24 protein-coding genes and 1 tRNA gene are annotated in these 25,522 nt (G+C 62.0%); 17 read left to right on the plus strand and 8 right to left on the minus strand.

Features of this window, described 5'->3' with window-relative positions; translation table 11 throughout:
• Window positions 1–2 precede the first annotated feature (2 nt).
• Entirely contained in the window at window positions 3–1,160 is a 1,158-nt protein-coding gene (locus tag CP556_RS00930) for a pyridoxal phosphate-dependent aminotransferase (RefSeq protein ID WP_098723901.1), read from the plus strand.
• Window positions 1,161–1,576: 416 nt separating this feature from the next.
• Here the strand turns inward: CP556_RS00930 and CP556_RS00935 are convergent, their stop codons facing one another.
• Window positions 1,577–2,329, minus strand: a complete 753-nt coding sequence (locus CP556_RS00935; RefSeq protein WP_098723902.1) for a GNAT family N-acetyltransferase — start codon at window positions 2,327–2,329, stop codon at window positions 1,577–1,579.
• Window positions 2,330–2,515: 186 nt separating this feature from the next.
• On the opposite strand from CP556_RS00935, the gene CP556_RS00940 reads away from it, so the two are divergent.
• From CP556_RS00940 to CP556_RS25720, 6 genes are all read left to right on the plus strand, one after another.
• Window positions 2,516–3,601 carry a succinylglutamate desuccinylase/aspartoacylase family protein gene (locus CP556_RS00940; protein WP_098723903.1) on the plus strand — a complete coding sequence of 362 codons (1,086 nt, stop codon included), beginning with the start codon at window positions 2,516–2,518 and terminating at the stop codon, window positions 3,599–3,601.
• Between the two features lie 259 nt (window positions 3,602–3,860).
• On the plus strand, window positions 3,861–4,292 hold the full coding sequence (gene sdhC / locus CP556_RS00945; protein ID WP_098723904.1) for a succinate dehydrogenase, cytochrome b556 subunit: 432 nt from the start codon (window positions 3,861–3,863) through the stop codon (window positions 4,290–4,292).
• Window positions 4,292–4,657, plus strand: a complete 366-nt coding sequence (locus CP556_RS00950) for a succinate dehydrogenase/fumarate reductase transmembrane subunit (RefSeq protein ID WP_098723905.1) — start codon at window positions 4,292–4,294, stop codon at window positions 4,655–4,657. The genes sdhC and CP556_RS00950 overlap by 1 nt, the downstream gene beginning before the upstream one ends.
• Window position 4,658: 1 nt before the next feature.
• On the plus strand, window positions 4,659–5,537 hold the full coding sequence (locus tag CP556_RS00955) for a succinate dehydrogenase/fumarate reductase iron-sulfur subunit (protein ID WP_098723906.1): 879 nt from the start codon (window positions 4,659–4,661) through the stop codon (window positions 5,535–5,537).
• Window positions 5,538–5,540: 3 nt separating this feature from the next.
• Complete coding sequence (locus CP556_RS00960) at window positions 5,541–7,379, plus strand: FAD-binding protein (protein WP_098723907.1); 1,839 nt, start codon at window positions 5,541–5,543, stop codon at window positions 7,377–7,379.
• 101 nt (window positions 7,380–7,480) lie between these two features.
• Window positions 7,481–7,642 (plus strand): hypothetical protein, encoded by a 162-nt coding sequence (locus tag CP556_RS25720; protein WP_176548085.1) that lies wholly within the window; start codon window positions 7,481–7,483, stop codon window positions 7,640–7,642.
• 31 nt (window positions 7,643–7,673) lie between these two features.
• Here the strand turns inward: CP556_RS25720 and CP556_RS00965 are convergent, their stop codons facing one another.
• Complete coding sequence (locus tag CP556_RS00965; RefSeq protein WP_098723908.1) at window positions 7,674–7,868, minus strand: XapX domain-containing protein; 195 nt, start codon at window positions 7,866–7,868, stop codon at window positions 7,674–7,676.
• Between the two features lie 271 nt (window positions 7,869–8,139).
• On the opposite strand from CP556_RS00965, the gene CP556_RS00970 reads away from it, so the two are divergent.
• Window positions 8,140–8,364 (plus strand): helix-turn-helix domain-containing protein, encoded by a 225-nt coding sequence (locus tag CP556_RS00970; RefSeq protein WP_098723909.1) that lies wholly within the window; start codon window positions 8,140–8,142, stop codon window positions 8,362–8,364.
• A 407-nt stretch (window positions 8,365–8,771) separates the two neighbouring features.
• Here CP556_RS00970 and CP556_RS00975 read toward each other — a convergent pair whose 3' ends face one another.
• Window positions 8,772–9,587, minus strand: a complete 816-nt coding sequence (locus CP556_RS00975; RefSeq protein ID WP_098723910.1) for an HD domain-containing protein — start codon at window positions 9,585–9,587, stop codon at window positions 8,772–8,774.
• A gap of 69 nt (window positions 9,588–9,656) precedes the next feature.
• A complete protein-coding gene (locus CP556_RS00980; RefSeq protein WP_098723911.1) occupies window positions 9,657–10,136 on the minus strand; it encodes a redoxin domain-containing protein in 480 nt (159 codons plus the stop codon).
• Window positions 10,137–10,353: 217 nt separating this feature from the next.
• On the opposite strand from CP556_RS00980, the gene CP556_RS00985 reads away from it, so the two are divergent.
• Window positions 10,354–10,671 (plus strand): twin-arginine translocase TatA/TatE family subunit, encoded by a 318-nt coding sequence (locus CP556_RS00985; RefSeq protein WP_098723912.1) that lies wholly within the window; start codon window positions 10,354–10,356, stop codon window positions 10,669–10,671.
• Window positions 10,672–10,687: 16 nt separating this feature from the next.
• Window positions 10,688–10,760: transfer RNA gene (locus CP556_RS00990), tRNA-Arg, on the plus strand.
• A gap of 341 nt (window positions 10,761–11,101) precedes the next feature.
• Here CP556_RS00990 and CP556_RS00995 read toward each other — a convergent pair.
• The 3 genes from CP556_RS00995 to CP556_RS01005 form a co-directional block, all read right to left on the minus strand.
• Window positions 11,102–12,343, minus strand: coding sequence for an acyl-CoA dehydrogenase family protein (locus tag CP556_RS00995; RefSeq protein WP_098723913.1), 1,242 nt, complete (start codon window positions 12,341–12,343; stop codon window positions 11,102–11,104).
• Between the two features lie 132 nt (window positions 12,344–12,475).
• Window positions 12,476–13,243, minus strand: coding sequence for an SDR family NAD(P)-dependent oxidoreductase (locus tag CP556_RS01000; protein WP_098723914.1), 768 nt, complete (start codon window positions 13,241–13,243; stop codon window positions 12,476–12,478).
• On the minus strand, window positions 13,240–14,859 hold the full coding sequence (locus CP556_RS01005) for a long-chain fatty acid--CoA ligase (protein WP_098723915.1): 1,620 nt from the start codon (window positions 14,857–14,859) through the stop codon (window positions 13,240–13,242). The genes CP556_RS01000 and CP556_RS01005 overlap by 4 nt, the downstream gene beginning before the upstream one ends.
• A gap of 362 nt (window positions 14,860–15,221) precedes the next feature.
• Between CP556_RS01005 and CP556_RS01010 the strand changes: the two genes are divergently transcribed.
• Genes CP556_RS01010 through CP556_RS01040 form a run of 7 tightly spaced genes read left to right on the plus strand, consistent with a single transcriptional unit; the run spans window position 15,222 to window position 24,182 of the window.
• A complete protein-coding gene (locus tag CP556_RS01010) occupies window positions 15,222–19,178 on the plus strand; it encodes an ATPase, T2SS/T4P/T4SS family (protein WP_098723916.1) in 3,957 nt (1,318 codons plus the stop codon).
• Complete coding sequence (locus CP556_RS01015; RefSeq protein WP_098723917.1) at window positions 19,175–21,244, plus strand: type II secretion system F family protein; 2,070 nt, start codon at window positions 19,175–19,177, stop codon at window positions 21,242–21,244. Before CP556_RS01010 ends, CP556_RS01015 begins: the two co-directional genes overlap by 4 nt.
• Before the next feature lies 1 nt (window position 21,245).
• Window positions 21,246–21,788 carry a DUF7287 family protein gene (locus CP556_RS01020; RefSeq protein WP_176548086.1) on the plus strand — a complete coding sequence of 181 codons (543 nt, stop codon included), beginning with the start codon at window positions 21,246–21,248 and terminating at the stop codon, window positions 21,786–21,788.
• Between the two features lie 4 nt (window positions 21,789–21,792).
• Complete coding sequence (locus CP556_RS01025) at window positions 21,793–22,443, plus strand: DUF7288 family protein (protein ID WP_098723918.1); 651 nt, start codon at window positions 21,793–21,795, stop codon at window positions 22,441–22,443.
• On the plus strand, window positions 22,437–22,892 hold the full coding sequence (locus tag CP556_RS01030) for a hypothetical protein (protein ID WP_098723919.1): 456 nt from the start codon (window positions 22,437–22,439) through the stop codon (window positions 22,890–22,892). Before CP556_RS01025 ends, CP556_RS01030 begins: the two co-directional genes overlap by 7 nt.
• 1 nt (window position 22,893) lies before the next feature.
• Complete coding sequence (locus CP556_RS01035; protein WP_098723920.1) at window positions 22,894–23,388, plus strand: DUF7266 family protein; 495 nt, start codon at window positions 22,894–22,896, stop codon at window positions 23,386–23,388.
• Window positions 23,385–24,182 (plus strand): DUF7289 family protein, encoded by a 798-nt coding sequence (locus CP556_RS01040; protein ID WP_098723921.1) that lies wholly within the window; start codon window positions 23,385–23,387, stop codon window positions 24,180–24,182. Before CP556_RS01035 ends, CP556_RS01040 begins: the two co-directional genes overlap by 4 nt.
• Before the next feature lie 14 nt (window positions 24,183–24,196).
• Here CP556_RS01040 and CP556_RS01045 read toward each other — a convergent pair whose 3' ends face one another.
• Window positions 24,197–25,423, minus strand: coding sequence for a hypothetical protein (locus CP556_RS01045; RefSeq protein ID WP_098723922.1), 1,227 nt, complete (start codon window positions 25,421–25,423; stop codon window positions 24,197–24,199).
• Window positions 25,424–25,522: the final 99 nt, after the last annotated feature.

Genomic DNA, 25,522 nt, shown 5'->3' on the forward strand with positions numbered 1-25,522 from the left:
TCATGACGTTCGAACTGTCAGACCGGGTGCAGACGGTCCCGCCATCGGGCATTCGGCGCTTCTTCGAGATCGCTGAGGAACGCGACGAGGTCATCTCACTTGGTGTCGGCGAACCCGACTTCGCGGCGCCGTGGGCGGCCCGTGACGCCGCGATCACGTCTCTCGAGCAGGGAAAGACCTCCTATACGGCCAACCGCGGCAAGCGCGAACTCCGCGACGCGATCGCGGACTACGTCGCCGACCGCTTCGAGCTGGGGTACGATCCCGACGAAGAGATCATCGTCACCGCCGGCGCGAGCGAGGCGGTTGATCTTGCCTTCCGGGCGTTCGTCAATCCCGGCGACACGGTCGCGATCGCCCAGCCGTCGTACATTTCGTATGAACCCGGCGTCATCTTCGCCGGCGGCGAGGTGCTTCCCGTCCCGACGAGGGAGGAAGACGATTTCCGGCTAACGGTCGAGGGCCTCGAGCGAGCCGGCGCGGCCGACGCGGACATGCTGGTCCTCTGTTACCCGAACAACCCGACGGGCGCGATCATGCCCGCCGAGGACCTCGAGCCGATCGCCGACTTCGCCCGCGAAAACGATCTGACGGTCCTCTCCGACGAGATTTACGCCGAGTTGACCTACGACGGCGAGCACACCTCGATCGCGAGTTTCGAGGGAATGCGCGAGCGAACCATCGTCTTCAACGGCTTCTCGAAAGCCCACGCGATGACCGGGCTCCGATTGGGGTACGCGCTCGGTCCGGCCGACGCCATCGGCGCGATGAACAAGATCCACCAGTACACGATGCTCTCGGCCCCGACGACGGCCCAATACGCCGCGATCGAGGCCCTGGACTCCTGTGCGAACGACGTCAGGGAGATGGTCGACCAGTACGACCGCCGGCGGCAGTTCGTCCTCTCGCGCTTTCGCGAGATCGGGATGGACGTCTTCGAGGCCAAGGGGGCGTTCTACTGCTTCCCCGAGGTTCCCGAGGGGTTCACCGCGGAGGAGTTCGCCGAGGCCGTCCTGCGCGAACAGGGCGTCGCCGTCGTCCCCGGCGATGTCTTCGGCGGGAGCGGTGAGGGCCACCTTCGGGTCTCCTACGCGACCGGGCTCGAGGATCTCCGACGGGCACTCAACCGGATCGAAGCGTTCGTCGACGAACACGCCTGAGTCGAGGTAGGGGCGGCTCGAGGGATGGCCTCGAGCGCTGGATCGGTTTGAATCGAGTTGCTGACTTCTCACAGTACGTCTGCTCAAGAGAGTCCGTTTACTGAGCAGGGTATTCGGTAGTGAGTTCAATGAAAGAAGTGTCCTGCTATCGTGGCAACAGGGAATCGCCACGCCCTCCCCAACCGATTCGCTCGTTCACTTCGTTCTCTCGCTCATCCCTCGCGCAGTGTCATCGACCGACCTCACTTTCGTTCGGCCTGTCGACAGCGCGCGCCACCGCACGCCGGATGGTCGGTCTGGAGTGAGACATGCCGTTCAACAGAGCCAGGGGTGTAGCCAATCGTCAAAGGGGAAGTCGTCGGAGAGGAGAACAGGAGCGACTACGGAAGGGGTCGGAGACGGAAGGGCCGACTCTGCTAGAGGTACGACGCGTCCCACCGGGTCGCCTTGCGCCGGTTGCCACAGTTGTTGCACTCGATCCGACCCATCGCGTCCATCGCGTTGTCGATCGAGTCGCAGTTCCCGCAAAACCAGGCGTAGCGGTCGTGTCGATCCTCGCTCTTGTAGGTCGTGTAGAACGGCGCCCTCGTTCCGCGAGCGGCCTCCCCGTAGCTCACGTAGACCGTCTCGCCGTCGGTGGTGACCTCGTCGATCGCCCCCCACTCGTCGTCGCCCTCGAGGTTCGCCTCGACGTAGACGTTTTCCGTGAAGGTTTCGTCGCCGATCTCGACCTCGCGCTGGCCGGCCTGCTCGAAGCCATGAGATCGGTAGAACTCGTTACCACCTTCGTTGTCCGCGAGAACGAAGCACTGAATTCCGTCCGCTCCTTCCTCGAGTAACGCTTCGCGAGTGCGGACCAGCAATCGAACGCCCGTCGCGTCACCGCGGTGGTCGGGATGAATGTGCAACCAGAGCAAGTGGCCGGTGTTCGCCTGCTGACCGACCAGTTCGCTCTGTGAGAAGCCAGCGATCTCGCCGTCACGCTCGATGATCAGAAAGAGCGAGCGGTCGTCGTCGAGCTCGTCGTCGAGCGAGTCGCCGTACCACTGGTCGATCGCCTCGTCGATGGTCTCTTCCTCGAGAAATGCCGTGTACGTGGAGTTGAGCGAGTCGTGTGCGATCGAGCGAATCGCTGCAGCGTCCGAGTCAGTTGCTTCACGAATTTCCATGGCTGTCTGTAGCACAGCCAGATACAAAACGTATGCCCACAGTCCCAGGGTCTGCCTGACCGAGTCGGCGGGAAACTGTTTTTTCTCCGGAAAACGAAATATGGAACCGCTCGAGAGGGTATACCACAAACTGGTCGGCAATATTGAAGGGAGAACATTCACGGTGGTGCCGCCGGAGCACGTCATATGAGCGACGACGCAACAACGAGCGAGCCACCCGACCAAGCGGACGAATCCGAGACGATGGCCGAGGCCTTTACCTACAACGGCGGCCGGGTCGATCCCGGTGAATCGGCGAACATTCGCTATGGCATCAGCGAGACGTATCTCGGCGATCCCGTCAGGATCCCCGTCACGGTGATCAACGGCGAACATCCCGGGCCGACGGTCTTTCTCTCGGCGGCGGCCCACGGGGACGAACTCAACGGGATCGAGGTCGTTCGCGAGGTCGCCCACGACTGGGACCACTCCGTGCTCCACGGGACGCTGGTCTGCCTGCCGGTGATGAACGTTCCCGGCTTCCTCGCACAGGAGCGGTATCTGCCGATCTACGACCGGGACCTGAACCGATCGTTTCCCGGGCGCGAGGGGTCGACGAGTGCCAGACGGATGGCCCACCAGATCTACACGAACTTTATCGAACCGTGTGACCTCGGCGTCGACTTCCATACGTCTACGCGGGGGCGGACGAACATGCTTCACGTCCGGGCGAACATGGAGCGCTCCGACGTCGGCAGACTCGCTATGGCGTTCAGTTCGAACGTCATCATCGCCGGCGAGGGACCGTCGGGGACGCTGCGCCGCGAAGCGACCGAAGCCGATATCCCGACGATCACCGTCGAAATGGGCGAGGCCCACCGATTCCAGCGGCGGCTGATCGACCGCGCGCTCACCGGCGTCGCGAGCGTCCTCGCCGAGTTCGGCCTGCATCGGGAGTCCTCCGTTCACTGGCCCGGCTGGCGAACGATCATCGACGACGATAACGAGAAAACCTGGCTCCGCGCGGACGCCGGCGGTATCGTCGACATGAAACGCGGTCGGGGCGCGCTCGTCGAGGAAGGCGAAGTGATCTGTACGATCACGAACCCGTTCAAAGAGGAAGAAGACATCGTCACGGTCGAGGCCCCCTTCACCGGCCTCATCGTCGGCGTCCTCGAGAACCCGGTCGTCTACCCGGGGAACCCGCTCTGTCACCTGGTCGGCCTCTCGCCGGACACGCTCACGGCCCTCGAGCGCGAGCGGACGACGGAGAGTTCGCGCTCGGATCTCTGAGACGGCTCCCTGGACCGGGTTGTCGACGAAACTCCGACCATCCCGCGGGTGCACCGAAACCGACGGACAGCAGTCCGTATGGAGGGGACTTCCCGACTGTCGCCGGAAAGTCGGACATCCGAGGGGATGCGACCGAAGTGATTTTGCCTTTGTGAAAAAATCTCCTTTGATTCTTGTGGTGTTATCGTGCACTAATGGCCGGGTGGAAGAGATAAAAGTAACTTCTATACCCCCGCGGTCTAACGCACCACATGAGCGTATGAGTCAGTCTTACAATCGCGGTCTCATCGAGGACTTCGGTCGCTGGAAGGAGTTCTCGGCCGGCATGTGGGCGTGGATCTTCCACAAGTTCACCGGATGGGTGCTAATCGGCTACCTGTTCACTCACATCGCCGTGCTGAGTACCTCTATCGGTGGCGCACAGGGCGAAACGACGATGGTCGACGGAGAAGCGGTTAACGTGTATACCGCGACGCTACAGGGGCTCGAGGGCCTGTTTCTCGTCCGTCTGCTCGAGATCGGCCTGCTCGCGGTGGCCGTCTTCCACATCCTGAACGGCCTCCGCCTGCTGATGGTCGATCTCGGCGTCGGGCTCGAGGCACAGGACAAGAGTTTCTACGCCTCGCTGGTGCTGACGGGTGCGATCACCGTCGCCAGCGTCCCCACGTTCCTCGCGGGGGTGTCGATCTAATGGCGGAGCGCTACTCTTCCTTTACGCCCGGCGGCACCGGCTGGTTCCTCCAGCGCGTCACCGCCGCGTTCCTCGTCGTCGTTCTCGCCTTCCACTTCTTCCTCCTGCACTTCGTCAACCACGCGTACGAGGTAACCTTCTTGGGTACCGAAGCCCGAATGCAAAACATCGGTTACTTCCTCACGATGGTGCTGTTCCTGATCACCGCCGCGTTCCACGGCGTCAACGGCGTCTACAACGCGCTAGTCAATCAGGGCCTCGAGGGGACCCAGAAGAAGGTCGTGCTGGCGGTGCTGGTCATCGCCGGCGTCGCGCTCGTCGCGCAGGGAATCTACGTCGCACTCGCAATGAGAGGGATGATCTAATATGAGCACGCAACAGGCCGAACCCGAGAGCCAGGAAGCACCGGAAGACCCGGAGATGAAAGGCACGCAGTCGCCCCAGGAGCGGCGACTCGACGACAAAGACGACGGGATGGTCGACGAACACGCCGAAAAGGAGGCCGAACTTCAGGGGGAGACGGTCCTCATCAAGGTGTTCCGCTACGACCCCGAAGTCGAGGGGAAACAGGAACCCCGATTCGACGACTTCCACGTCCCCTTCGAGAAGGGGATGACCGTCCTCGACGCGGTCATGTACGCCCGCGACGAGTACGATTCGTCGCTGACGTTCCGACACTCCTGTCGGCAGGCCGTCTGTGGCTCCGATGCCTTCTTCGTCAACGGGAGGCAGCGACTGGGCTGTAAGACCCAGATCTCCGACCTCGAGCAGCCGGTTCGCATCGAGCCCCTGCCCCACCAGGAGGTCGTCAAGGACCTGGTCGTCGACATGGACCACTTCTACGACCAGATGCACACGGTCGAGCCGTACTTTCAGGACGAGGACACACCCGCGACCGACGACCTCGAAGAGCAGCGCCAGAGCCCCGAAAACCGCGAGAAGATCAAGATGTCCTCGCGGTGTATCTGGTGTGGTGCGTGCATGTCCTCCTGTAACATCGCGGCCGGCGACAACGAGTATCTGGGCCCCGCGGCGATCAACAAGGCCTACAAGTTCGCGATGGACGACCGCGAGGGCGAGGAGATCAAAGAGCACCGACTCCGCATTCTCGAGCAGGAACACGGCGTCTGGCGGTGCCAGACCCAGTTCTCCTGTACCGAGGTGTGTCCGAAAGACATCCCGCTCACCGAGCACATTCAGGAGCTCAAGCGGGAGGCAGTCAAGAAGAACCTGAAATTCTGGTAATCCATGTACGAACACGACGTTATCGTGGTCGGCGCAGGCGGCGCTGGCCTCCGAGCCGCGATCGCAGCACACGAAGCGGGAGCCGACGTGGCAATGGTCTCGAAGCTCCACCCCGTCCGCAGCCACACCGGCGCGGCGGAGGGCGGAATCAACGCCGCGCTCCAGGAGGGCGACGACTGGGAACTCCACGCCTACGACACGATGAAGGGGTCGGACTACCTGGCCGACGCCCCGGCGGTCGAGGCCCTCGCGCAGAACTCTCCCGAAGAGACGATCAATTTAGAGCACTGGGGAATGCCGTTCTCCCGCGAGGACGACGGCCGGGTCTCCCAGCGACCGTTCGGCGGGCTCTCGTATCCGCGGACCACCTACGCCGGTGCCGAGACGGGACATCACCTGCTGCACACGATGTACGAGCAGGTCGTCAAGCGAGGCATTCAGGTCTACGACGAGTGGTACGTGATGGACCTCGCGACGACGGACGAACCGGATCCGAACGACCGTGAGTGCCACGGCGTCGTCGCTTACGACGTCCAATCCGGCACGATCGAGGGCTTCAAGGCCAACGGCGGGGTCGTCCTCGCGACCGGCGGTCCCGGGCAGGCGTTCGATCACACCACCAACGCCGTCTCCTGTACCGGCGACGGCCACGCGATGGCGTATCGCGCCGGCGCACCGCTCGAGGACATGGAGTTCATCCAGTTTCACCCGACCTCGCTGCCCTCGACCGGCGTGCTCATCAGCGAGGGTGTCCGCGGCGAAGGTGGCATCCTCTACAACAGCGAAGGCGAGCGGTTCATGTTCGAGCACGGCTACGCGAACAACTCCGGCGAGCTCGCCTCGCGGGACGTCGTCGCCCGCGCCGAACTGACCGAGGTCAACGAGGGCCGCGGCGTCGACGATGAGTACGTCCACCTCGATATGCGCCACCTCGGCGAGGAACGGATTATGGACCGCCTCGAGAACATCCTCCACCTCGCGGAGGACTTCGAGGGCGTCGACGGCCTCGTCGAGCCGATGCCGGTCAAGCCCGGCCAGCACTACGCGATGGGCGGCATCGAAGTCGACGAGAACGGGGAGAGCTGCGTCAACGGCCTCTACGCCGCCGGCGAGTGCGCCTGCGTCTCCGTCCACGGCGGCAACCGCCTCGGCGGCAACGCCCTGCCGGAACTGATCGTCTTCGGCAAGCGCGCCGGTCGCCACGCAGCCGGTGATGATCTCGGCGAGCCCGAGATCCGGACCGGCTACGGCGACGATGTGGAGGACGAAACCGACACCGAACTCCCGGTCGCCCCCGGCGAAGCGGGACTCGATACGAGCGGAAGCGTCGCCGCAGACGGGGGCGTCACCGCCGACGCCGAGGGCATCCTCGAGCGGACCGTCGAAACGGCCCGCGAACGCGTCGACCACCTGATGGAGAAAGACGACGGCGTCCAGCACGCCGAGATCCGCGCGAAGCTCCAGAAAGCGATGACGGACTACGTCAACGTCTTCCGCACCGAAGAGGGGGTCAAGAAGGCGCTGAAGCTCATCCGCGAGTGCCGGCAGGAGTACCAGGACGTCTACGTGGACGACCCGTCGCGGACGTTCAACACCGACCTCCAGCAGACCATCGAGACGCGAAACCTGATCGACGTCGCCGAGACGATCGCGCTCGGCGCGCTCGTTCGCAACGAATTCCGCGGCGCTCACTGGCGACAGGAGAATCAGATCCGCGACGACGAGAACTGGCTCAAACACACGCTCATCTCGTGGGACGATGGCGAACCCTCGATCTTCTACCGACCGGTCATCCTCGAGGGCGAGAACAAGACCTACGAGCCCAAAGAGCGTAGTTACTGACCGCGGCGTCGCTTCCGTTTTCTCGTTCCGTTTTTCGGCGTGCGATCCGGTCGTCATCTCGAGTAGAATCGTTTATACCCATCCCGGCTATTGGGGAATCTATGGGTACCGTTTTGCTGCTCGGCATCGTCGCGTCTCTCCTCAGCGCCTCCGTCCTGGCCGGTCCGTTGCTGTTCGTGGCGATAGTGTTCGCACCCGCGGCGCTCCTGATGGTGCTGTGGGTTCTCATGCGGCTTTTCTTCAGCACTGGGTCGGCGGCCTGAGCGCGGCCGACTCTCGTCGCTCGATCGGTCGCTACAACCCCAGCGTCTCGAGAAGGTCGATGCCGACATCGGCGTATTCGATAACTTTGTATCCGAGGTAGATTCCGACGATACCCATGATACCGGGGAGTTCCGGTGGGGCAGGGATCGGGATATTAAAGAATCGAAACACTGCCCCGGTCAACAGTCCGGTCAGCAGCGCGAGGACGGTGAGTTGCGTCGACATTGGGTCCCTCATATCGCCGACCGTAAGTTATACTGTCGGACGGCAGCCAGCGAAACGCCCGTCGCCGTCCCGCTAACGGTCGTCATCGCTCCCCGATCACGACGATTGCCTATACCCGAGAACGGCCGCTCGAGCGGTCGGCCCGTAGTATCGCTGTAGGTTCGACGGATGACGTATACGGCATCGACAATGATGGCTGGCGTCTCGTCGCCGGATTTTCGACAATCGTTGTAGGCAGAGTTTATTATCGTCGAAAGAGAGACGTGGAAGTATGGCGCAGCCAGCGACGACTGACCTTGCCGTCTCGGTACCGACCGATCTCGATTCCGCTCGAGCGAAACTCGTCTACCTGTATCTCGCCGCGAGCGGTGGGGCGACCGCCGAAGACCTCTGTGACGACCTCGCGGTCACGAAAGGGACGGTCCTCTCGATTACCGGAACGCTTCGGGATCGCGGGCATCTCGAGCGAGCGGACGGGCGATTCGAACTCGCCTGAGGAGAGAGTAGCTGACTCGAATGGCCGGGAGCGAGTTCCGAGCGTTGCGAGGAACTCGCGACCCTACGGAAGAGCAAGCTCTTCCGAGCGGCGAGGGACCAGAGGTCCCTCGAGCAGTCGGCGTGCTCACAAATCGAAGATTTGTGGCATCACGAAACGGCTTCGCCGTTTCGAACGACTTCGCGCCGACGACCTCGCGGACGCGAGGCGCCCGCTCAACGGGGGAGGGCAGGCAGGTACCCGATACCCGCCACGAGCGCCTACGGCGCTCGCGGGCCGACGACTGATGTGAGCGAGCAGCGCGAGCGAACGGAGGGAGGAGTGCTTTTGCTCCAGCTTTTGCCGAGGGACGCCGCGCTGTGTGACGAAGTCACCAGCGCGGTAGACTGCAGGGCAAAAGGTGGGTTTTACAGCTCGATCCGCTCGACCAACTGCTCGTGATTCTCGTTCGTGTTGAGCGCGACGATCCGGATCTCCTCTTCGAGGCCTGAGTCTTTGAGCTTGGCCTTGAGCAGGTTGTCGACCTGGTAGACGCCGGCGGCATTGGTCATCTCGATCTCGACCATCACGGGCGTGGTGTCGCCGGGCTGGAGCGAGACGCGCTTGATCGCCTGACTCGAGAGGGTGTTGATACCGCGACCGCCGTACTCGTAGGGGATCCGGGAGCGACCGCTCTCCATGTCGAGGGCGTCGGCGACGCGAATGACGCCCGCTTCGGTGGTCAGCGGCGTTTCCGCGGTGTGGTGACAGAGGATCGCGTGGAGGATCTCGCCTTTCATCCGGACGGTGTCGCCGACGTCGTAGAACTCGGGCAGGACTCGATCGAGGATGTCCGCGGCCAGCGGAATCGAGTAATAGGCGTGGCTGTCGCGGTGGACGACGTGGCCGACGTCGTGTATCGTCGCCGCGAGTGCGATGATGACCGATTCGTCCTCCTCGGCCAGTCCCTGCTGGCGCGCACCGTTGAAGTCGACGTCACCGGCCTTGAGCAGGTCGTAGAGACACAGCGCCCGGTTGCGGACGATCTCGATGTGTTTCGAGCCGTGGTCGTTGTACTGCATCCGGTCGACTGCGTTGACGTTCTGGGCCTCGAGATACGCGGTGATCTCCTCGTCGTCGTCGATGAACTCGAGAACCGAGTTCAGTTTCTCGTCGGGAAAGTCGTGATCGCTGTCGGGAAAGTAGATGCGGCGGGAATCCTCGTCGACGGGGGAGTTGCTCATATCTGAACGTCGGTTGCAGGCTAAAAAAGCCCTGCGACGGTCGCGGATCGAACGGTTCTCGGTGCAGCGTCAGGACAGGTTCTCGACGGCGGCTTCGACCTCGTCGTAGTCGGGTTCGACGCCGGGGTCGTCGCTAACCCACGAGTAGGCGATTTCGCCGTCGGCGTCGACGACGAACACCGAGCGCTTGGCCACGCCGTAGACGCCCAGATCGGCGAAGTCCATCGGGAGTTCGTAGTCGTCAATGATCTCCTTGTTGTAGTCGCTGATGAGACCGAACTCGAGGCCGTTCTGCTCGCGGAACTCGTTGAGCGTAAACGGCGAATCGCGGCTGACGCCGTAGACGGTGGCGTCTAATCCATTGAATGCGGCCAGGCGGTCCTGGAACGTACACATCTCGGTCGTACAGACGCCGGTGAACGCGCCGGGGAAGAAGGCGAGGACGATCGGTGCCTCGTCCTCGAGGCGCTCGGAGAGCGTGAACTCCTCGATGTCGCCGTTTGCGAGCGGTGCGGTGAAGTCGGGTGCAGCATCGCCGGTCGTTACCATCGTTCGACAATACCGTACAAGCGGGAAAGACAGTTTCGTTCGCGGAACGGTTGGAGATTGCGATAGCGGTGTGAAACGAACCGGCGCGTTTCTCCCGTTCAATGTGAGGAGCTATCATTCTCGACGAATCACGTCCTCACACGGACTGTCGCGGTGTCTTGTTTACCTAAGCGGTCCAAAAAGGTTATAATTGCCAGCGGGTAAGCCACGCATAGAGATGGTAGCCGAAATTGCACCGCTGTTCATCCCCGGCGGCATGGGACCTCCGGAACTCGCAATCATCCTCATCATCGCGGTCTTGCTCTTCGGGGCGAACAAGATCCCGAAGCTCGCACGGTCGACCGGTGAGGCGATGGGTGAGTTCCAGAAGGGGCGCGAGAAAGTTGAAACGGAACTCGAAGAAATGCGTGACGGTAGCGGGAACGTCGACGAGGCAGACCGTAACGACGACGAGTTCGTTGACACGGAGCCCGTCACCTCCGAAGAGGAGACGACCACCGACGCTGAAACCGAAGCGGAAACGGAAACCAACTAACGTTTTTTTCACGCCGGGGCGTGTGGCCTAGCGGAGAGGGCAGGAGGTTCCTAACCTTCTGATCGCGGGTTCGAATCCCGCCACGCCCGTGCAACGAGCCACGGAGTGGCGAGTGAACCGGCATGGCGGGATTCGAATTAGAGAAGACGCAGCGCGAGCGAAGCGAGCGACCGTCTTCGCGTGGTTCGAATCCCGCTACGCCCGTTTTACAATTAGTCTCGAGGCCCAATGGGGTCCAAGTAGCGACGCAGGTGGCAGTCACGAACGACTATGACGCCCACTCGAGGAGTTGACGCCGATGCAGTCTCGCCCCCAGTTCAGCCCGTCGGTCACGTACTGTCGTCCTAGACGATCGTTCCATGTGAACGACGGGCATGCGGAGTGGACGACCGAAACTGGAAACGGAGAACCGCCGGTCGCAAGCGAGTCGTCAGTGCTCCGTCCGTCGCTCTCGATTCGGATCGCCAAAGCGGGTCAGTGGCTCGAGTTCCTCCTCGGGAACGTTCTCGAAGGCGGCTCGAGCGATGACGCGACGGTGGACCTCGTCTGCGCCGTCGACGATGCGGAACTGCCGGACCGATTCGTAGAAGTCCGACAGCGGAAGGTCCTTCCCGATCCCGTTTGCACCACAACACTGGACGGCCAGATCGACTGCGTCCTGGGTGGTGTTTGCGGTGAACACTTTGCACATCGAGACGGGGATGCGGGCCTCGTCGCCGGCCGCGATCCGGTCGGCGGCGTCGCGGATTCCGGTTCGGGCCATGTGGAGTTTGGCCTCGGCGTCGGCGATTCGGTGGCGAAGCGACTGCTTGTCCGAGAGCGTGGAATCGAACCCGTCGCGTTCGCTCGTGTAGGCCTTCGCGATGTCGAGGGCGCGTTGGGCCATGCCGGAAAAACGCATACAGTGGGTCAGTCGGGCCGGGCCGAGGCGTTCCTGGGCGTGGACAAATCCCTGATTCAGCTCGCCGAGCAGGTGTTCTTCGGGCACGCGAACGTTCTCGTAGCGGATTTCGGCGTGGGAAACCCCGTGACCGCCGCCGCCCATGTGGGGAACGTCGCGGATCACGTCGACGCCGTCGGCGTCCGCCGGCACGAGAAAGAGTGAACAGCCCTCGTAGGGGTGAGCGTCGGGATCGGTCCGGGCGAGGACGATCAGGACGTCGGCCTCGACGCCCTGTGTCGTCCACCACTTGTGGCCGTCGATGACCCACTCGTCGCCATCCCTTTCAGCCGTCGTCCGAATCATTTTCGGATCCGATCCCGCACCCTGCATCGGCTCGGTCATCGAGAAGCCGGACTTGATGTCGCCCGCGACCAGCGGCTCGAGGTAGGTTTCTTTCTGTAAGTCGTCGCCGACCAGTTCGAGGAGGTGCATGTTCCCCTCGTCGGGGGCGTCGACACGCATCGCGACCTGGCCGAGGAGACTGCGGCCCGCTTCCTCGAACGCGGGCAGCGAATCGCGGAAGCTCAGTCCCATGCCGCCGTACTCCTCGGGGATCTGTGGGGCGTAGATGTCGTACTCGCGAGCGGCCTCGCGCAGTTCCGCGACGGTACCGCTCGAGACGGCCATCCCGCCGGCCCGCTCGCGTTCGATCGGAAGAACGACTTCTTCCATCAAATCGTTGGCACGCTCGGCGACCTCGCGTGCTCGATCACTGTCATTGTATCGCATACTGGAGGTAGCCCGGGTCGAAAGCTAAGCGTTCGGAGAACTACCAGGTGGTCACAACTACCCCCGTGATTTTTAGTGGAAAACGAGATCGGCCGAACGTAATCGGTTCGAACGCGCAGAAGAGCGGGCCCTCTATCGCGACGTCCAGCCGCCGTCGGCCGCGAGCACGGAGCCGGTAACGTAACTCGCGGCCTCGCTCGCGAGGAAGACGACGGGGCCGGCGATTTCCTCGGGTTCGGCGAATCGATCCAGTGGCGTCCGGTCGAGGATCGACTGGCGCAGCCGATCGTTTTCCTCGAGTTCCGTGGTGAGTTCCGTCGAGACGTAGCCGGGCGCGACGGCGTTGACCCTGACGTCGGGAGCCCAATCCAGCGACATGCTCTTCGTGAGCCCGACGAGCCCGTGTTTCGAGGCCACGTAGGGATGCTGGCGCGGCAGTCCAACCAGTCCGCCGACGCTCGCGACGTTGATCACGGAACCGCCGTCGCTCTCGAGGAGGTGATCCGCCGCCGCGTGGGAGACCTCGTAGGCGCCGTTCAAGTTGACGTCCAGCACGCGGTCGAGGCTCTCGGTGTCGACGTCTTCTGGCCGGCCGAGCGCGTCGTCCGGATTGAAGCCGGCGTTGTTGACGACGATATCGACGCCGCCGAACTCGGCGGCGGCTCGGTCGATGACGTTTCGGACGGCGTCGGGATCGGTCACGTCCGCGGGGACGGCGACCGCGTCACCGCCCGCGTCTTCGATTGCCGCCGCGACGGCCTCGATCTCGTCCGCCGAGCGGGCGCTCGGGACCACCGCAGCCCCTGCGTTCGCCAGTTCGACGGCGATGGCGCGGCCGATGCCGCGTCCGCCGCCCGTTACCACTGCGACCCTCCCGTCGAGATCGAATAACTCGCTCATCGGTCCTCCGTTTCGGCGTCGCCTACGTCAAGCTTTTCGCGCAGTCCCTGCTTGTCGAACTTTCCTGTCGCCGTCTTGGGAATCCGCTCGAGGACGCGGATCTCGTCGGGGAGCCACCAGTCGGGCTGCTCGAGCGTTTCCCGCAAGTGCTCTTGGAGTTCGTCCTCGTCGGGATCTGCACCCTCGACAGTGACGACGGTTGCGAGCGGTCGCTCCTGCCATTTCTCGTGGGGCACGCCGACCACTGCCGCCTCAACGACGTCCGGATTGGCCATCAGCGCGTTCTCGAGCGCGATCGAGGAGATCCACTCGCCGCCGCTCTTGATGACGTCCTTCGCGCGGTCGACGACCTCGATGTAGCCGTCCTCGTCGACGGAGACGATATCGCCCGTTTTCAGCCAGCTGTCCGCAAAGTCCTCCTCGTTGGCCTGCGGGCGGTTGTAGTACTCCGTGATGACCGTCGGCCCGCGGACCCACAGTTCGCCGGCCGACTCACCGTCCCACGGGACTTCCTCGCCCGCGTCGTTGACGACGCGCATCTCGAGGCCGGGAGAGAGCAGTCCCTGTTTCCGACGCTTCTCATACTTGCGGCTCGGGTCCCAGTCGGCCATTCGAGATTTCGGTCTCGAGACCGAGCCGATGCTCATCGTCTCGGTCATCCCCCAGGCGTGTTCGACGGTGACGTCGAACTCCTCGTCGTAGCGGCGCATCATCTCCTCCGGCGCGGCGCTGCCCCCGACGACGATCCGCTCGAGACTCGAGAGGTCGCCGCCGCGTTCGTCGACGTGCTCGAGGAGATTGATCCAGACCGTGGGAACGCCGGCGGTCATGGTGACACCCTCGCGCTCGATTAACTCGAGCAGGTCGGCCGCGCTCGGTGACGGACCGGGATAGACCTGCGTCGCCCCGGCCATCGTCGCGGCGTAGGGAAACTCCCAGGAGTTGACGTGGAACATCGGCACGACGGGCATGACCACGTCGCCTTCCTCGATGCCGAGGCCGGCAGGGGTCATCACCATCATAGCGTGGGCGTAGATCATCTTGTGGGTGTACTCGACGCCCTTCGGCCGACCGGTCGTTCCCGAAGTGTAACACATCCCCGCGGGGTAGTCCTCCTCGAGGTCGGGGAGGTTGCCCTCGTCGACCGGGTCGTACTCCGCGATAAGATCCTCGTAGGCGACGGCGTCGATGTCGGTGTCGGGCACCGCCTCGCCCATCACGACGACTTCGTCGACCGCCAGCTCGTCCCACAGCCGCTCGATCGTCTCGAACGGCTCGCCCGGATCGACGAACAGGACGTCGTCATCGGCATCCTCGGCGATGTACGTGATATCGTCGTCGCCGAGTTGCACGTTGATCGTGTGCAACTGCGCGCCCGACAGCGGCGCGGCGTAGTAGGCCTCGAGGTGCCGGTGGTGGTTCCAGCCGAACGTCCCGATTCGATCCCCGTGACCGAAGCCGCGGTCGGCGAGCGCCGCGAGCAGCGATCGGACGCGGTCGCCGAACTCGCCGTAGGAACTCTCGACGATGCCGTCGTGCGTCCGCGAGACGAGTCGCGTCTCCGGGAAGAGGTGGGTCGGCCGCCAGAAGAACGGTCGGAGCGTCAGTCCCGTCATCGACGATCACCACTGCCAGCGACGGTCGAATAGTCCGCCCTCTGCCATCGAGGGAGTCGAACGCGTCTCGAACAGATCGGTGTGGTTCCAACGGTTACTGATAGCTTCCTTACGCATACTGGTTGGCATTGACAATCACGTTGAAAACAGGGAAAAGAGCGAATATAAGCGTGATGTATCTCTTCAGAGACGAACCGTTCTGAGTTTCGTGGCGTCACACTGAATTCGGTAGTAAACGGAACCTCGAGTGACGTGAGACCACGAAGCAACGCAGAAACGGTCGAAACCCCGTACGCGCAGAATTATCAGAAATGGTAATGGGCGGATGAATTTTTTGAGGGATGACTGTTTGGATAGCTGCAATGGCTATTGACGAGGCCGACCAATCGGATGCCGGGGACTTTTCTGAGGGGGAGGCGTCCGACCCTGCGTCGGAGGACGAACGGGCCCACGAGTCGGAGCCGATATCGAACTCGGCCATCCGCGTTGGGACGTACACGTGGGAAGAATTTATGGACGAATACGGATACAGCGACGAGTCATCCGTCCTGTATCCAGACGATCCCGAACCGGCCGACGCGGACGATCAGCTCGGGCTCGACACTGACGAGGATGTCGGAACGACGGTCCCCAGCGGGGACGACTGGAATCAGGTCGAATTCGATCCCGAAGCGTATCTCGGCCATCATCCGGACGACCTCGCGGGCCACGTGTTGCCGATCGCCGGCGACAACGCTGACACGCTCTGGGAACGCTTCTGTGAGTACGCCGACCCCGAAACGACGCCGGTCGTCAAGGATACCTGGACCTGGGAGCACTACAAGTGGGAATATTACTACGAGGACGACGGAAGTCGCCCACGAGACGGTGATGGCGAGATCATCCGCCACGACGAGGAGGATGCTCTTGGCTTCGATTCTGACACGGTAAAAGGACATCTTGCGGCCGGCAACGATGCAGCGCTGGAACTCGACGATATCGTCGAGGAACGGACCGTTAACATTCAAGAGGATATCGAGGAAGACGAGTTCTTCTCGACGGTTGCGGGCAATACCACCGTCTCCAATCGCTACGATCTCGAGAAAGCGGTGCCCTTCGAGAAGAAGACCCACTTCCGCGAGATCGAGCGGTACTGGGTAAACAAACCCTACGCCTACGTTATCATCTTCCACTCGGAGAAGGAAAACGAAAAGAAGTACTACATGATCGAGCCGTACCAAAACGAGATCGAGAACGAACTCCAAGAGTTCCTCTCGGGCAAACTCAGGACGGCGATCAAGTACTCCGAAGACGGTATCAAAGAGAAAGCGACCGAAGACGGCCGACGGACGGTTATCGAGGACGAAACGCGGCGGCTTCTCAAGCGATACGATCTCTTCGAGGCGACCTCCGGAGAGACCGCGGAGGGGATCCTCGAGACGCTCCGAGGGCTCCTCGACGACGACGAAGACGAGTCGGAAGTCGACGACGGGCCGAGTCAACTCGGGGGGATCGAGGTCAGACCCGAGCCGGCGATCCTCGCGGACGATCCGGACACGTTGAGCGAGTACCAGGTCGAGAAACTGCTCTACCTGCTCAAGCGGGACTTCATCGGCTACGAGCGTATCGACGGCATCAAACACGACATCAACGTTGAGGACATCTCCGTCGACGGCTACAACTCGCCCGTCTTCGTCTACCACTCCGAGTACGAACAGATCATCTCGAACATTTACCACGGCGAGGACGAACTCGACGACTTCGTCGTCAAGCTTGCTCAGCGCTCGGGGAAGGGGATCAGCAAGCGGCTTCCACAGGTCGACGCGACGCTGCCGGACGGCTCGCGTGCACAGCTCACGCTCGGCAAGGAGGTGTCCGCTCACGGGACGAATTACACCATCCGCCAGTTCAAGGACGTCCCCTTCACCCCGATCGATCTCATCAACTGGAACACCTTCTCGCTCGACGAAATGGCGTTCCTCTGGCTCGCCATCGAGAACCACAAGAGCCTGATTTTCGCCGGGGGGACCGCGTCCGGGAAGACGACCTCGTTGAACGCCGTTTCCCTGTTTATTCCCTCGAGCGCGAAGATCGTCTCCATCGAAGATACCCGCGAGGTCGAACTTCCCCAACGCAACTGGATTGCCAGCGTCACCCGTCCCTCGTTCGCCGACGACGAGCAGGGCGACGTCGACGAGTTCGACTTGCTCGAGGCGGCACTGCGCCAGCGACCCGACTACATCGTCATGGGTGAGATCCGCGGCGAAGAGGGGCGGACGCTGTTCCAGGTGATGTCGACCGGTCACACCACCTACACCACCTTCCACGCCGACTCCGTCGACGAGGTCCTCAAGCGGTTCACGACGGACCCCATCAACGTCTCGAAGACGATGTTCACGGCGCTGGATCTGGTCTCAATCCAGACGCAAACCAGAGTGCAGGGCCGGAAGGTCCGCCGGAACAAGTCCCTGACCGAGATCAACCACTACGAGGCCGAACACGACGAAATCAACGTCCAAGACGTCTACCAGTGGCAGGCCGAGACCGACGAGTACCTCAAGATGGGGGACTCGAACACGTTAGAGGAGATCCAGTTCGACCGTGGCTGGAGCAACGAGAAACTCCAAGAAGAGCTGTTCAAGCGCGAAGTCATCCTCGCATATCTCATCAAGAAAGGGTTGAACACGTACGCGGAGGTCGCCGCGACGGTGCAGGCGTTCATCAACGACCCAGAGACGATCCTCACCCTCATCGCGAACGGCCAGCTCGAGGACAGTCTCGAGGATCTCCGCGAGATGGAGAGTGTCCTGATCGACGTCGACCCGGAAAAAGAGGAGCTCGTCCCGCGTCCGGACGCGAGCAGCGAGACGTACAACCTCTCGATGGACCTCCTCGAGCGGGCCGAAGAGTCCTTATTCGAGGAGTATCGGGGGCAGATCCCGAGCGGCCTCGCGAGCGCCCTCGGCGACGTCGAAGAGGAGAGCACGATTGACGTCGACCGCGCCGACAGCGAGGAGTTCGACTTCGCCGGTGAGGTCGACGAGACCGTCGACGAGGACGAGTGGGAACTCGGCGCCGGCTCGTCGTCGTTCGCCGCCGAAGACGATGACGGCGGTGACGAACCGGCGTGGCTCAGCGAAGAGACAGGGTTCGCCATCGGCGGTGACAGTGACAGCGACGAGGCTACTGCGAGCGCGACCGACGCTGCTTCCCCAACCGATGCGAGTACGTCGGACAGTGCGTCCGACGCCGGCGGTCGTTCGACCGCGATCGAGCCGGCACCCACTGTCGATGAAACTTCGGACACTACCGCCTCGAGCGGCGGTTCACAGCCCTCGACTGCGCCGGGTACCGAATCGACGGTGGGAACGAAGACAGCCGATTCCGAAGCTGTCACCGGTGAGGAGGCGGAGACAACAGCGGATCTGTCAGCTGCCTCGAGTCCGCCCGCCGGAGCAGACGGTGAGAGAGCGGACTCGACTCACCACGAATCGACGGTACTCCCGACCGACGACGCCGAGGACGGCGATCTAGGCGGACTGTTCGACGATATGGGCGAGACGATCGACGAATTGGATGATCCCGACGCCGGCCGACCGGAGCGCAGCGAGGAGACGACAACCGCCCAACCGGACACCTCCGGCTTCGACTCGATGTTCCCGGAGGACGACCTCGCTTCGATCTTCGATCCGGATTCGTCCGACGACGAGCCGGCGAACGAATTCGATGCGGAGCCCGACGAGCCCGGTACCACCTCGGCGGCCGCGACCGACGCCGATACCGGTCGATCGCCGGCCACGAGCGACGCGGACGGGCCGGAGACCCCCACGATCGACGTCGACAGCGAGTCAGCCTCCGATCGGAACGAGTCGAACACTGAACCGCCGACGATTGATATCGATGACGATACTTCGGATCCGCCGGACGACGGGACTGAAGACGCGAACGACGACACGGAGGCGGCAACCGGCGAGCCGGCAGCGATCGACGACGCCACCGATACCGACGCCGACACCGATTCCGATAGCACTGTCGCCACCGATGCCGACGATGGCGTCGATGCCGAATCTGATACCCCCTCCGACACGGATACCGACGCCGAAAACGGTGGCGACGATGGCGACTCGATATTCGGCGGCGGATCCGACTCCATCTTCGGCGACGACGAGGACGGAGCCGACGATGACGACGGGTCGCTGTTCGACGGGAGCGAGACGGATGACAACGGGTCGATCTTCAGAGACGACGAGACGGATTCCGGTGACGAACCGACGGACGGCAATACCGGGATTTTCGACGACGAAACCGACGCGGACGGCACTGAAGAGGACGACGCATGAGTCTGCAAACTGACGACAGTGGCGGCTCAGGGATGTCGGCCAGCTCCGACGCGCTGGGTGACCGGTTCTATCCGGTGTACGATCGCCTGTTCGGCGAGGACAACGAGTTCGTCGCCGACATCGAGACGAAGCTCGCACAGGCTCGGATGAGCGATACGGTCGAACTCTACCTCTCACGGGCGATCGGAATCGGGTTCATCAGCGGCCTAAGTCTCTGGCTGGTCGGCCTGATGCTCGGCTACGGCATCTTCGCGATCGGTCTCCTCTCGAACGAGGCACTTATCGGTATTCCGGTCGGTCACGGACTCCTCCTCAGCATCATCGAACTGCTTCGGGTACCGGCCGTCGTCTTCTTCACCGGGCTGGTGTTCGGCTCGATCGGCTTCGCGATCGGCTTTGGCTCGATGGTCGCGATTCCCTACTCGCGCGCCTCGGCCCGCAAGCGCGAGATCAACATGCTGATGACCGACTCGGTCTCGTTTATGTACGCCCTGTCGGTCGGCGGCCTAAACCAACTCGAGATAATCGAGGCGATGGCTCAGGCCGACGATACCTACGGCGAGGTCGCAAAGGAGTTCCAGAGCATCGTCAAGGAGACCGAATACTTTGATATCGACTACCGGACGGCGATCCGGAAACAGGCACTCCAGACGCCAAGCGACGACCTCTCGCAGTTCCTGACCGACATGCTCTCGATCGTCAACAGCGGCGGCGACATCGAGAGCTTCCTCGAGGACAAGAAAGAAAAGCACATGCGCACCGCGAAGCAAGAACAGGAGCTCACCCTCGAGACGCTCGAACTCTTCGGCGAGATGTACATGACGCTGTCGCTGTTCCCGCTCCTGTTGATCATCATCATGGTCGTCATGAAGATGATACCGAACGCGAACGTAACGGACCAGATGCTCTACATGGTCGTCTACGGGCTAATTCCAATGATCGGCGTTGGGTTTCTCGTTCTCGTGTCGACGGTCAAGCACGACGAGCCCGGCGACGGCTACCTCTCGATGGGAAACACCAGCCAACGGACCGAAACCGGGCAGAAAGGCGGATTGCTGAGCCTCGGACTCGTCGAGCAGTTTACCGGCGCGCACAGCGTCTTCGACCGGGTCAAGAACCGCGAGGGGACCTACGAGACGCTCGAGGTGCTGCGGAAGCCACACCTCTTCTTCCGAGATAATCCCCTGGTGACGCTCGCGTTGACCGTACCGATGGTGTTGGTCATCGTCGTGACGGCCATGGTAACCGGGTCGGCTCCCACCTCCTGGCAGGGGATGCTCGACAAGCCGATCTGGGGGACGTTCATCTACGTCTATCTCCCCCTCTACATCACGGCGATCCCGCTCTCGATCTTCCGCGAGTGGAACGTTCGACACCGTAACTCCGTCGTCAACAAGCTCTCGGAGGACCTGCGAAAGCTCTCGAGTTCGAACGATACCGGGTTGACCCTGCTCGAGTCGCTCAAGTCCGTCTCCGATACCACGAACGGGAAACTCGCTCGCGAGTTCGAGATGATGCACACGAAGGTCAACTACGGGACGAGCCTGAAGGAGGCGCTCATCGAGTTCAACAACAAGTACCACATTCCGCGACTCGCCAGGACGACTCGACTGATCACCGAGGCCCAGGAAGCGTCGAACCAGATCTCGGACGTGCTCCGGACGGCTGCGACTGCGAGCGAGAACCACGACGATATCGAGCGCGAACGGAAGTCCCGGACCCGCATGCAGATCGTGATCATCATCATGACGTTCATGACGGTGCTCGCGGTGATCGCTATCCTCAAGACGCAGTTCATCGACACGATGGCGGGACTCAACGCCGGCGGTGGTGGTGCCGAAGCCAGCTCCAGTGCTGGCGGGGGAAGCGGAATGGAAGGAGCCAACCTCAGCGAGAACATCGACGTCGACATGCTGTCGGTGTTGTTCTTCCACGCGGTGACGCTGCAGGCGATCATCTCCGGATTCATCTGTGGATACATCCGGGATGCAGACCTATTGAGCGGATTGAAGTACGCGATCGGTCTGTCCTCGATCGCACTCATCGGCTGGATGTTGGTGGCCTAAGATGATCGGGAAACGAACGAACAAACGGGGTCATCGGCTGCATACGGGGCGACCGGGAACGATTTCGGTCTCCTTCGATGAGCGAGGGCAGACCACGCAAGACTTCGCCGTCGGAATCGGCGTCTTCCTGCTAGCGATCGCCTTCGTCTTCTCGTTTCTGCCGTCGGTCATCACACCCTTCGACTCGTCGGTCGGTGGGGCCGAGACGGCACAAGCCGATCGGATAGCGGATCTGGTCGTTCATAACGTTTCAACGGAGACAGCAAACAATGTCAGCCGAGATAAGTTCAATGACACATATGTGAACGCGAGCGGAAACCTGACCGAAACGCTTGGTCTTCGGTCTAGCAATGGGAACCAAATCGATCGGGTAAATATACGTTTTGAACCCCTCAATGAGAGCGCACCTCTTGGAAGCTCAAATACGTGGGCCGCTGGGGATGCGTACGACAATCAATCAGCGGCCAGTTCGGCGCGGATCGTCACGATAGAGGACGACGGAAAGTGCGATCCCGCATGTAGACTCGTTGTGAGGGTCTGGTGAAACGATGCCCAGCATAGATATCACCGATTCAGAAACCGACCGCGGACAGGCCTACACCCTCGAGGGATTCATCGGTGCGATGGTCGTTCTGATGGCCGTCCTGTTCGCGCTACAGTCGGTCGTGATCATGCCGACGACGGGCGGCTTAGCCGACCGGACGGTTCAGGCGCAGATCCAGCAGGAGATACAGGATGCCCTAGTTGTCTCGAACCAGGACGGAAACCTCTCAGAAACAATTCGGCGGTGGAACGAAAGCGACGGTGGGTTCGAAGGGGCGAATCAACCGGCAGCACCTGGCAATGACGACACCGAAGAGAACCAGACGTACTCCGTGGACCGATTCGCGAACGAATCCGAACTCGGACAGATTCTGAAGGAACGCTTCGCTGAAAAGGGGTGGAGCTATAATGTGGAACTCCATCCGGAGAGCGGCGACGAGCGAACGCTCGTGTATCAGGGGAGTCCCCCAGCGAGCGCTCAGACGGCGAGTTATACGGTTACGCTGTACGACAATCAGTCGGTAACGTCAGAGAGCGGTGGCGATGACACTCTCAAAGGGGCAGCAGAGGACGAGAGATACGCGGTTATTACGCGCGAACACGGGAATGACACGCCCCTGTACAGCGTCGTTGAAGTTCGGGTGATACTATGGTAAGCGAGCGCCGAGAGCGTGCGCAGGTAATCCTCATCGGTGCCATCGCCCTCGCGTTTATCATTCTGGGCATCGTCGTCGTCTTCAACGGCGTTCTCTACACGGAAACCCTGTCCTCGGGTGGGACGAGCCAGACCGCGAGCAACGCTGATGTCATCGAACTCGAGATTGAGCAAGGTGTCGGCTGCCTCCTTGAACGGGTCGAGAACGAATCTGCCCAGAACGGAACCGATTTGCAGAATCAAACGAGAGAGAATATCTCGGCGTTCAGTTCGTCCTATCAAAATACGACTGTTCGGTCGACGACAACGTCTGTGAATCTCACCGCCATTGAGGTACACACCAGCGACACCAACAAATCTCATATCGAGAATGCAAGTCTAACGATCGAATACTACTCAAACAGCCTTAGTTATAAACAAAATCGCACCATCGTAACGGGGTGTCCGTGAAATGGATCCGATCGAGACACAACCGGGACGAGATCGTGCCGTCTCGATCACGATCACCCACGTCCTGACGATCGGCATCACGACGATCCTCATCGCCATGTTGCTGACCAGCGCCGGGACCATGCTGGAAACCGAGAAGGATCGCAGTGCTGACTCCTCACTCGAGACGATCGGCGAGCGACTGGCCGACGAGATCGGTAACGTCGACCAGATTGGAAACCAAGCGAATGATAAGGTGACCGTCAGGACCGACCATCCGCGAACGGTCGCGAACTCGCGGTACACTGTCGAGTTACTGAACGACGCTGAATGTAAGAAGGCACCCCTGATCGACGAGAATACCGATTGCGTGAGGCTGACGGCACAGGACGTCGATGCGACCGTCCACGTCCCGATCAAAACCACTGCGACTATCAACGAGAGTTCGACGGCCGGCGGAACGATCGAAATCGTCTCCGAGAGCGGCGAGATACACATCGAGGACGGGAGCCAATGAGACGGACACATCCGAAGACATCGACAAAGCGACGGGATCACGACCGCGCGGTATCCGATGTACTCGCGTTTATCCTCGTCTTCGCGATCATCCTAAGTTCCGTTGCGCTGCTGTCGATGACCGGTTTTCAGGCGATGGAGGACTATCAGGAGGGTGAGCAACTGCAAAATGCCGAACGGGCGATGGACGCGCTCGCAGTGAACTTCAACGACGTTATCCGGTACGACGGGATCGAGCAGCGCTACGGTGAACTCTCGCTTCGGGAAGGGACGGTTTCCACCGGCGATACCGGGACGAAACTGAACATCAATGTCAGTGGGGATCCAATTGAGAATACCAGCAATGAGTTCGCCGGCTACGGCAGCGGAGCGACGGTCGATCTCGGCGAGTTCACGTACACAACCCCTGATGGGAATCGAATCACGTACGAGGGCGGTGGCCTCGTTCGAGGCGACGAGTCGGAGTCGTGGAGTACCGTCCTCAAACGCCCACAGCTTCGGTGTGGCGACGACGTTGCTATCATCTCGCTCGTAAGGATTTCGGCGGACGATCGATCGATTCAGAGCGGCGGCGGGCTCGGGCTCACGATGAGCGTCGAAGATCGCAGCAGCAAAGTCTATCCCAATAAAGAGAAAGTTTCCGTAGCCGTTTCGGATACTACACCTACGTACGAGGATGCCTGGGACGAGACGCTCGAGGACAGCAAGTGGAATACGGGCACGTGTGACTTCGGTGGCTCCGGTAGTTCCGGACGGGTCGTCGTCACCATCGTCGACGTCGATCTCGAGTACTGATCGCTAACTCCTCCTCACTCCGTCTCCCAGTCCCCGGTGAGCATCGCTCGCAGTCCCGCTCGAGCGGCCAGCGCCTCGACGCGGGCGGCACGCTCGTCGATGTCGCCCGCGGTCTCGAGAACGAGGCCGTTCGCGAGTCGCTCCGGGTTGTCCATCGGTGAGCCGTCGGCGCGAGTAGGATTAGCGTTGAGAACCGTTCGTTCGCCCTCATCTGGAGACCAAGGAACGTCGACGCCTGCCAGACCGCGCTCGAGGAGGTAGTCGGCGGCCTCCACGAGTGCCCCTGCAGACGTCGAGTGGCCGATCGCACCGATCGAGCTCCGATCGTTGAAGAATCGCACGACGTATTCGCCGTCCTCGTCGCCCTCTCGTTCCTGGCTTTTGTCGTCATCCGTCTCCGTATCGGTCGTCGTCCGGGTCGAGTCCCCGTCTCGAGCGGGAGTTCCCGATCGGTCGGCGGTTCCGGTCGCATTCGAACCGTCTGTCTCGCTTTCGGGAGCTGTATCCGCACTCGAGTCTGTGTCGACGGCCCGCTCACTCGGCGACTCGTCCTCGCTGATCGTCGACTCGCTGAACCGGATCGAGACGTCCGTGGCGTCGTCCGGTGACGGTCTTCCGTCTTCGGTGAACGCGACGACGAGCTGATCGAGGAATCTGTCAGCCGCGGCTTCGAACTCGTCAGCGTAGAGCTCACCCTGTGCGGTGTCGTCCGCGAGTCCCTCGGCGATCGATCCGACGAGCCTCGGCCGTTCGACCGCGAGCCGTCTGGCGACGTGGCCCCGGGTGTGTCGTCCGAGTCGCTGTCCGACCGCTGTCCGCGAATAGTCAGCGATTATCGACTCGTTCGCGGGGAGTTCGGCGCGTTCGAGCGCGTGGTATTCGACGTCCGTCGTTCCGGCCAACAGGAGGTACTGGCGGCCGTTCGTGTAGATCGCGCGGTCGACGCCCGTCCACGACATCGCCCGGCGGAGGGCGTTCGCTCGCGACTCCTCGAGCGAGTCAGTCGCGGACTCGACGGCGACGAACAGGCCGGGCACCGAGTCGACGGTCGGCGCGTACTCGAGACGAACGTTGTCGACGATCCGATCGGTCACGCACGACTCGGCGCGGACGGTCCAGCCAAGCGTCTCGAGGAAGGGCTCGACGAGCCACGTTCGGGTCTCCCGCAGGGTGGTGGGCGGTGAGGAATCGACCAGCGCCGCGGTGCGGGCGACGAACGCATCGAGGCCGAGCGAAGGCATTCGTCGGATGTATTCGGCGGACCAACATGTAACGATTGGTTGTCTTCCACCTCGCGAACCCGCGTCGTCTCGATCGCAGTCGAAACCTGAAATTACAAC

Source organism: Natrinema sp. CBA1119 (genome assembly GCF_002572525.1).
In the GTDB taxonomy this organism is placed as follows: Archaea; Halobacteriota; Halobacteria; order Halobacteriales; family Natrialbaceae; genus Natrinema.

What these genes read in the sequence shown, in the direction of transcription:
- CP556_RS00940 (WP_098723903.1), top strand. Translation starts at nt 2,516, where the DNA reads ATGAGCGACGACGCAACAACGAGCGAGCCACCCGACCAAGCGGACGAA.
- CP556_RS00960 (WP_098723907.1), top strand. Translation starts at nt 5,541, where the DNA reads ATGTACGAACACGACGTTATCGTGGTCGGCGCAGGCGGCGCTGGCCTC.
- CP556_RS00935 (WP_098723902.1), bottom strand. Translation starts at nt 2,329, where the DNA reads ATGGAAATTCGTGAAGCAACTGACTCGGACGCTGCAGCGATTCGCTCG.
- CP556_RS00965 (WP_098723908.1), bottom strand. Translation starts at nt 7,868, where the DNA reads ATGTCGACGCAACTCACCGTCCTCGCGCTGCTGACCGGACTGTTGACC.
- CP556_RS25720 (WP_176548085.1), top strand. Translation starts at nt 7,481, where the DNA reads ATGGGTACCGTTTTGCTGCTCGGCATCGTCGCGTCTCTCCTCAGCGCC.
- CP556_RS01040 (WP_098723921.1), top strand. Translation starts at nt 23,385, where the DNA reads ATGAGACGGACACATCCGAAGACATCGACAAAGCGACGGGATCACGAC.
- CP556_RS00970 (WP_098723909.1), top strand. Translation starts at nt 8,140, where the DNA reads ATGGCGCAGCCAGCGACGACTGACCTTGCCGTCTCGGTACCGACCGAT.
- CP556_RS01005 (WP_098723915.1), bottom strand. Translation starts at nt 14,859, where the DNA reads ATGACGGGACTGACGCTCCGACCGTTCTTCTGGCGGCCGACCCACCTC.
- CP556_RS01000 (WP_098723914.1), bottom strand. Translation starts at nt 13,243, where the DNA reads ATGAGCGAGTTATTCGATCTCGACGGGAGGGTCGCAGTGGTAACGGGC.
- CP556_RS00985 (WP_098723912.1), top strand. Translation starts at nt 10,354, where the DNA reads ATGGTAGCCGAAATTGCACCGCTGTTCATCCCCGGCGGCATGGGACCT.
- CP556_RS00955 (WP_098723906.1), top strand. Translation starts at nt 4,659, where the DNA reads ATGAGCACGCAACAGGCCGAACCCGAGAGCCAGGAAGCACCGGAAGAC.
- CP556_RS00995 (WP_098723913.1), bottom strand. Translation starts at nt 12,343, where the DNA reads ATGCGATACAATGACAGTGATCGAGCACGCGAGGTCGCCGAGCGTGCC.
- CP556_RS00950 (WP_098723905.1), top strand. Translation starts at nt 4,292, where the DNA reads ATGGCGGAGCGCTACTCTTCCTTTACGCCCGGCGGCACCGGCTGGTTC.
- CP556_RS01045 (WP_098723922.1), bottom strand. Translation starts at nt 25,423, where the DNA reads ATGCCTTCGCTCGGCCTCGATGCGTTCGTCGCCCGCACCGCGGCGCTG.
- CP556_RS00930 (WP_098723901.1), top strand. Translation starts at nt 3, where the DNA reads ATGACGTTCGAACTGTCAGACCGGGTGCAGACGGTCCCGCCATCGGGC.
- CP556_RS00980 (WP_098723911.1), bottom strand. Translation starts at nt 10,136, where the DNA reads ATGGTAACGACCGGCGATGCTGCACCCGACTTCACCGCACCGCTCGCA.
- sdhC (WP_098723904.1), top strand. Translation starts at nt 3,861, where the DNA reads ATGAGTCAGTCTTACAATCGCGGTCTCATCGAGGACTTCGGTCGCTGG.
- CP556_RS01030 (WP_098723919.1), top strand. Translation starts at nt 22,437, where the DNA reads ATGGTAAGCGAGCGCCGAGAGCGTGCGCAGGTAATCCTCATCGGTGCC.
- CP556_RS01010 (WP_098723916.1), top strand. Translation starts at nt 15,222, where the DNA reads ATGGCTATTGACGAGGCCGACCAATCGGATGCCGGGGACTTTTCTGAG.
- CP556_RS01025 (WP_098723918.1), top strand. Translation starts at nt 21,793, where the DNA reads ATGCCCAGCATAGATATCACCGATTCAGAAACCGACCGCGGACAGGCC.
- CP556_RS01035 (WP_098723920.1), top strand. Translation starts at nt 22,894, where the DNA reads ATGGATCCGATCGAGACACAACCGGGACGAGATCGTGCCGTCTCGATC.
- CP556_RS01015 (WP_098723917.1), top strand. Translation starts at nt 19,175, where the DNA reads ATGAGTCTGCAAACTGACGACAGTGGCGGCTCAGGGATGTCGGCCAGC.
- CP556_RS01020 (WP_176548086.1), top strand. Translation starts at nt 21,246, where the DNA reads ATGATCGGGAAACGAACGAACAAACGGGGTCATCGGCTGCATACGGGG.
- CP556_RS00975 (WP_098723910.1), bottom strand. Translation starts at nt 9,587, where the DNA reads ATGAGCAACTCCCCCGTCGACGAGGATTCCCGCCGCATCTACTTTCCC.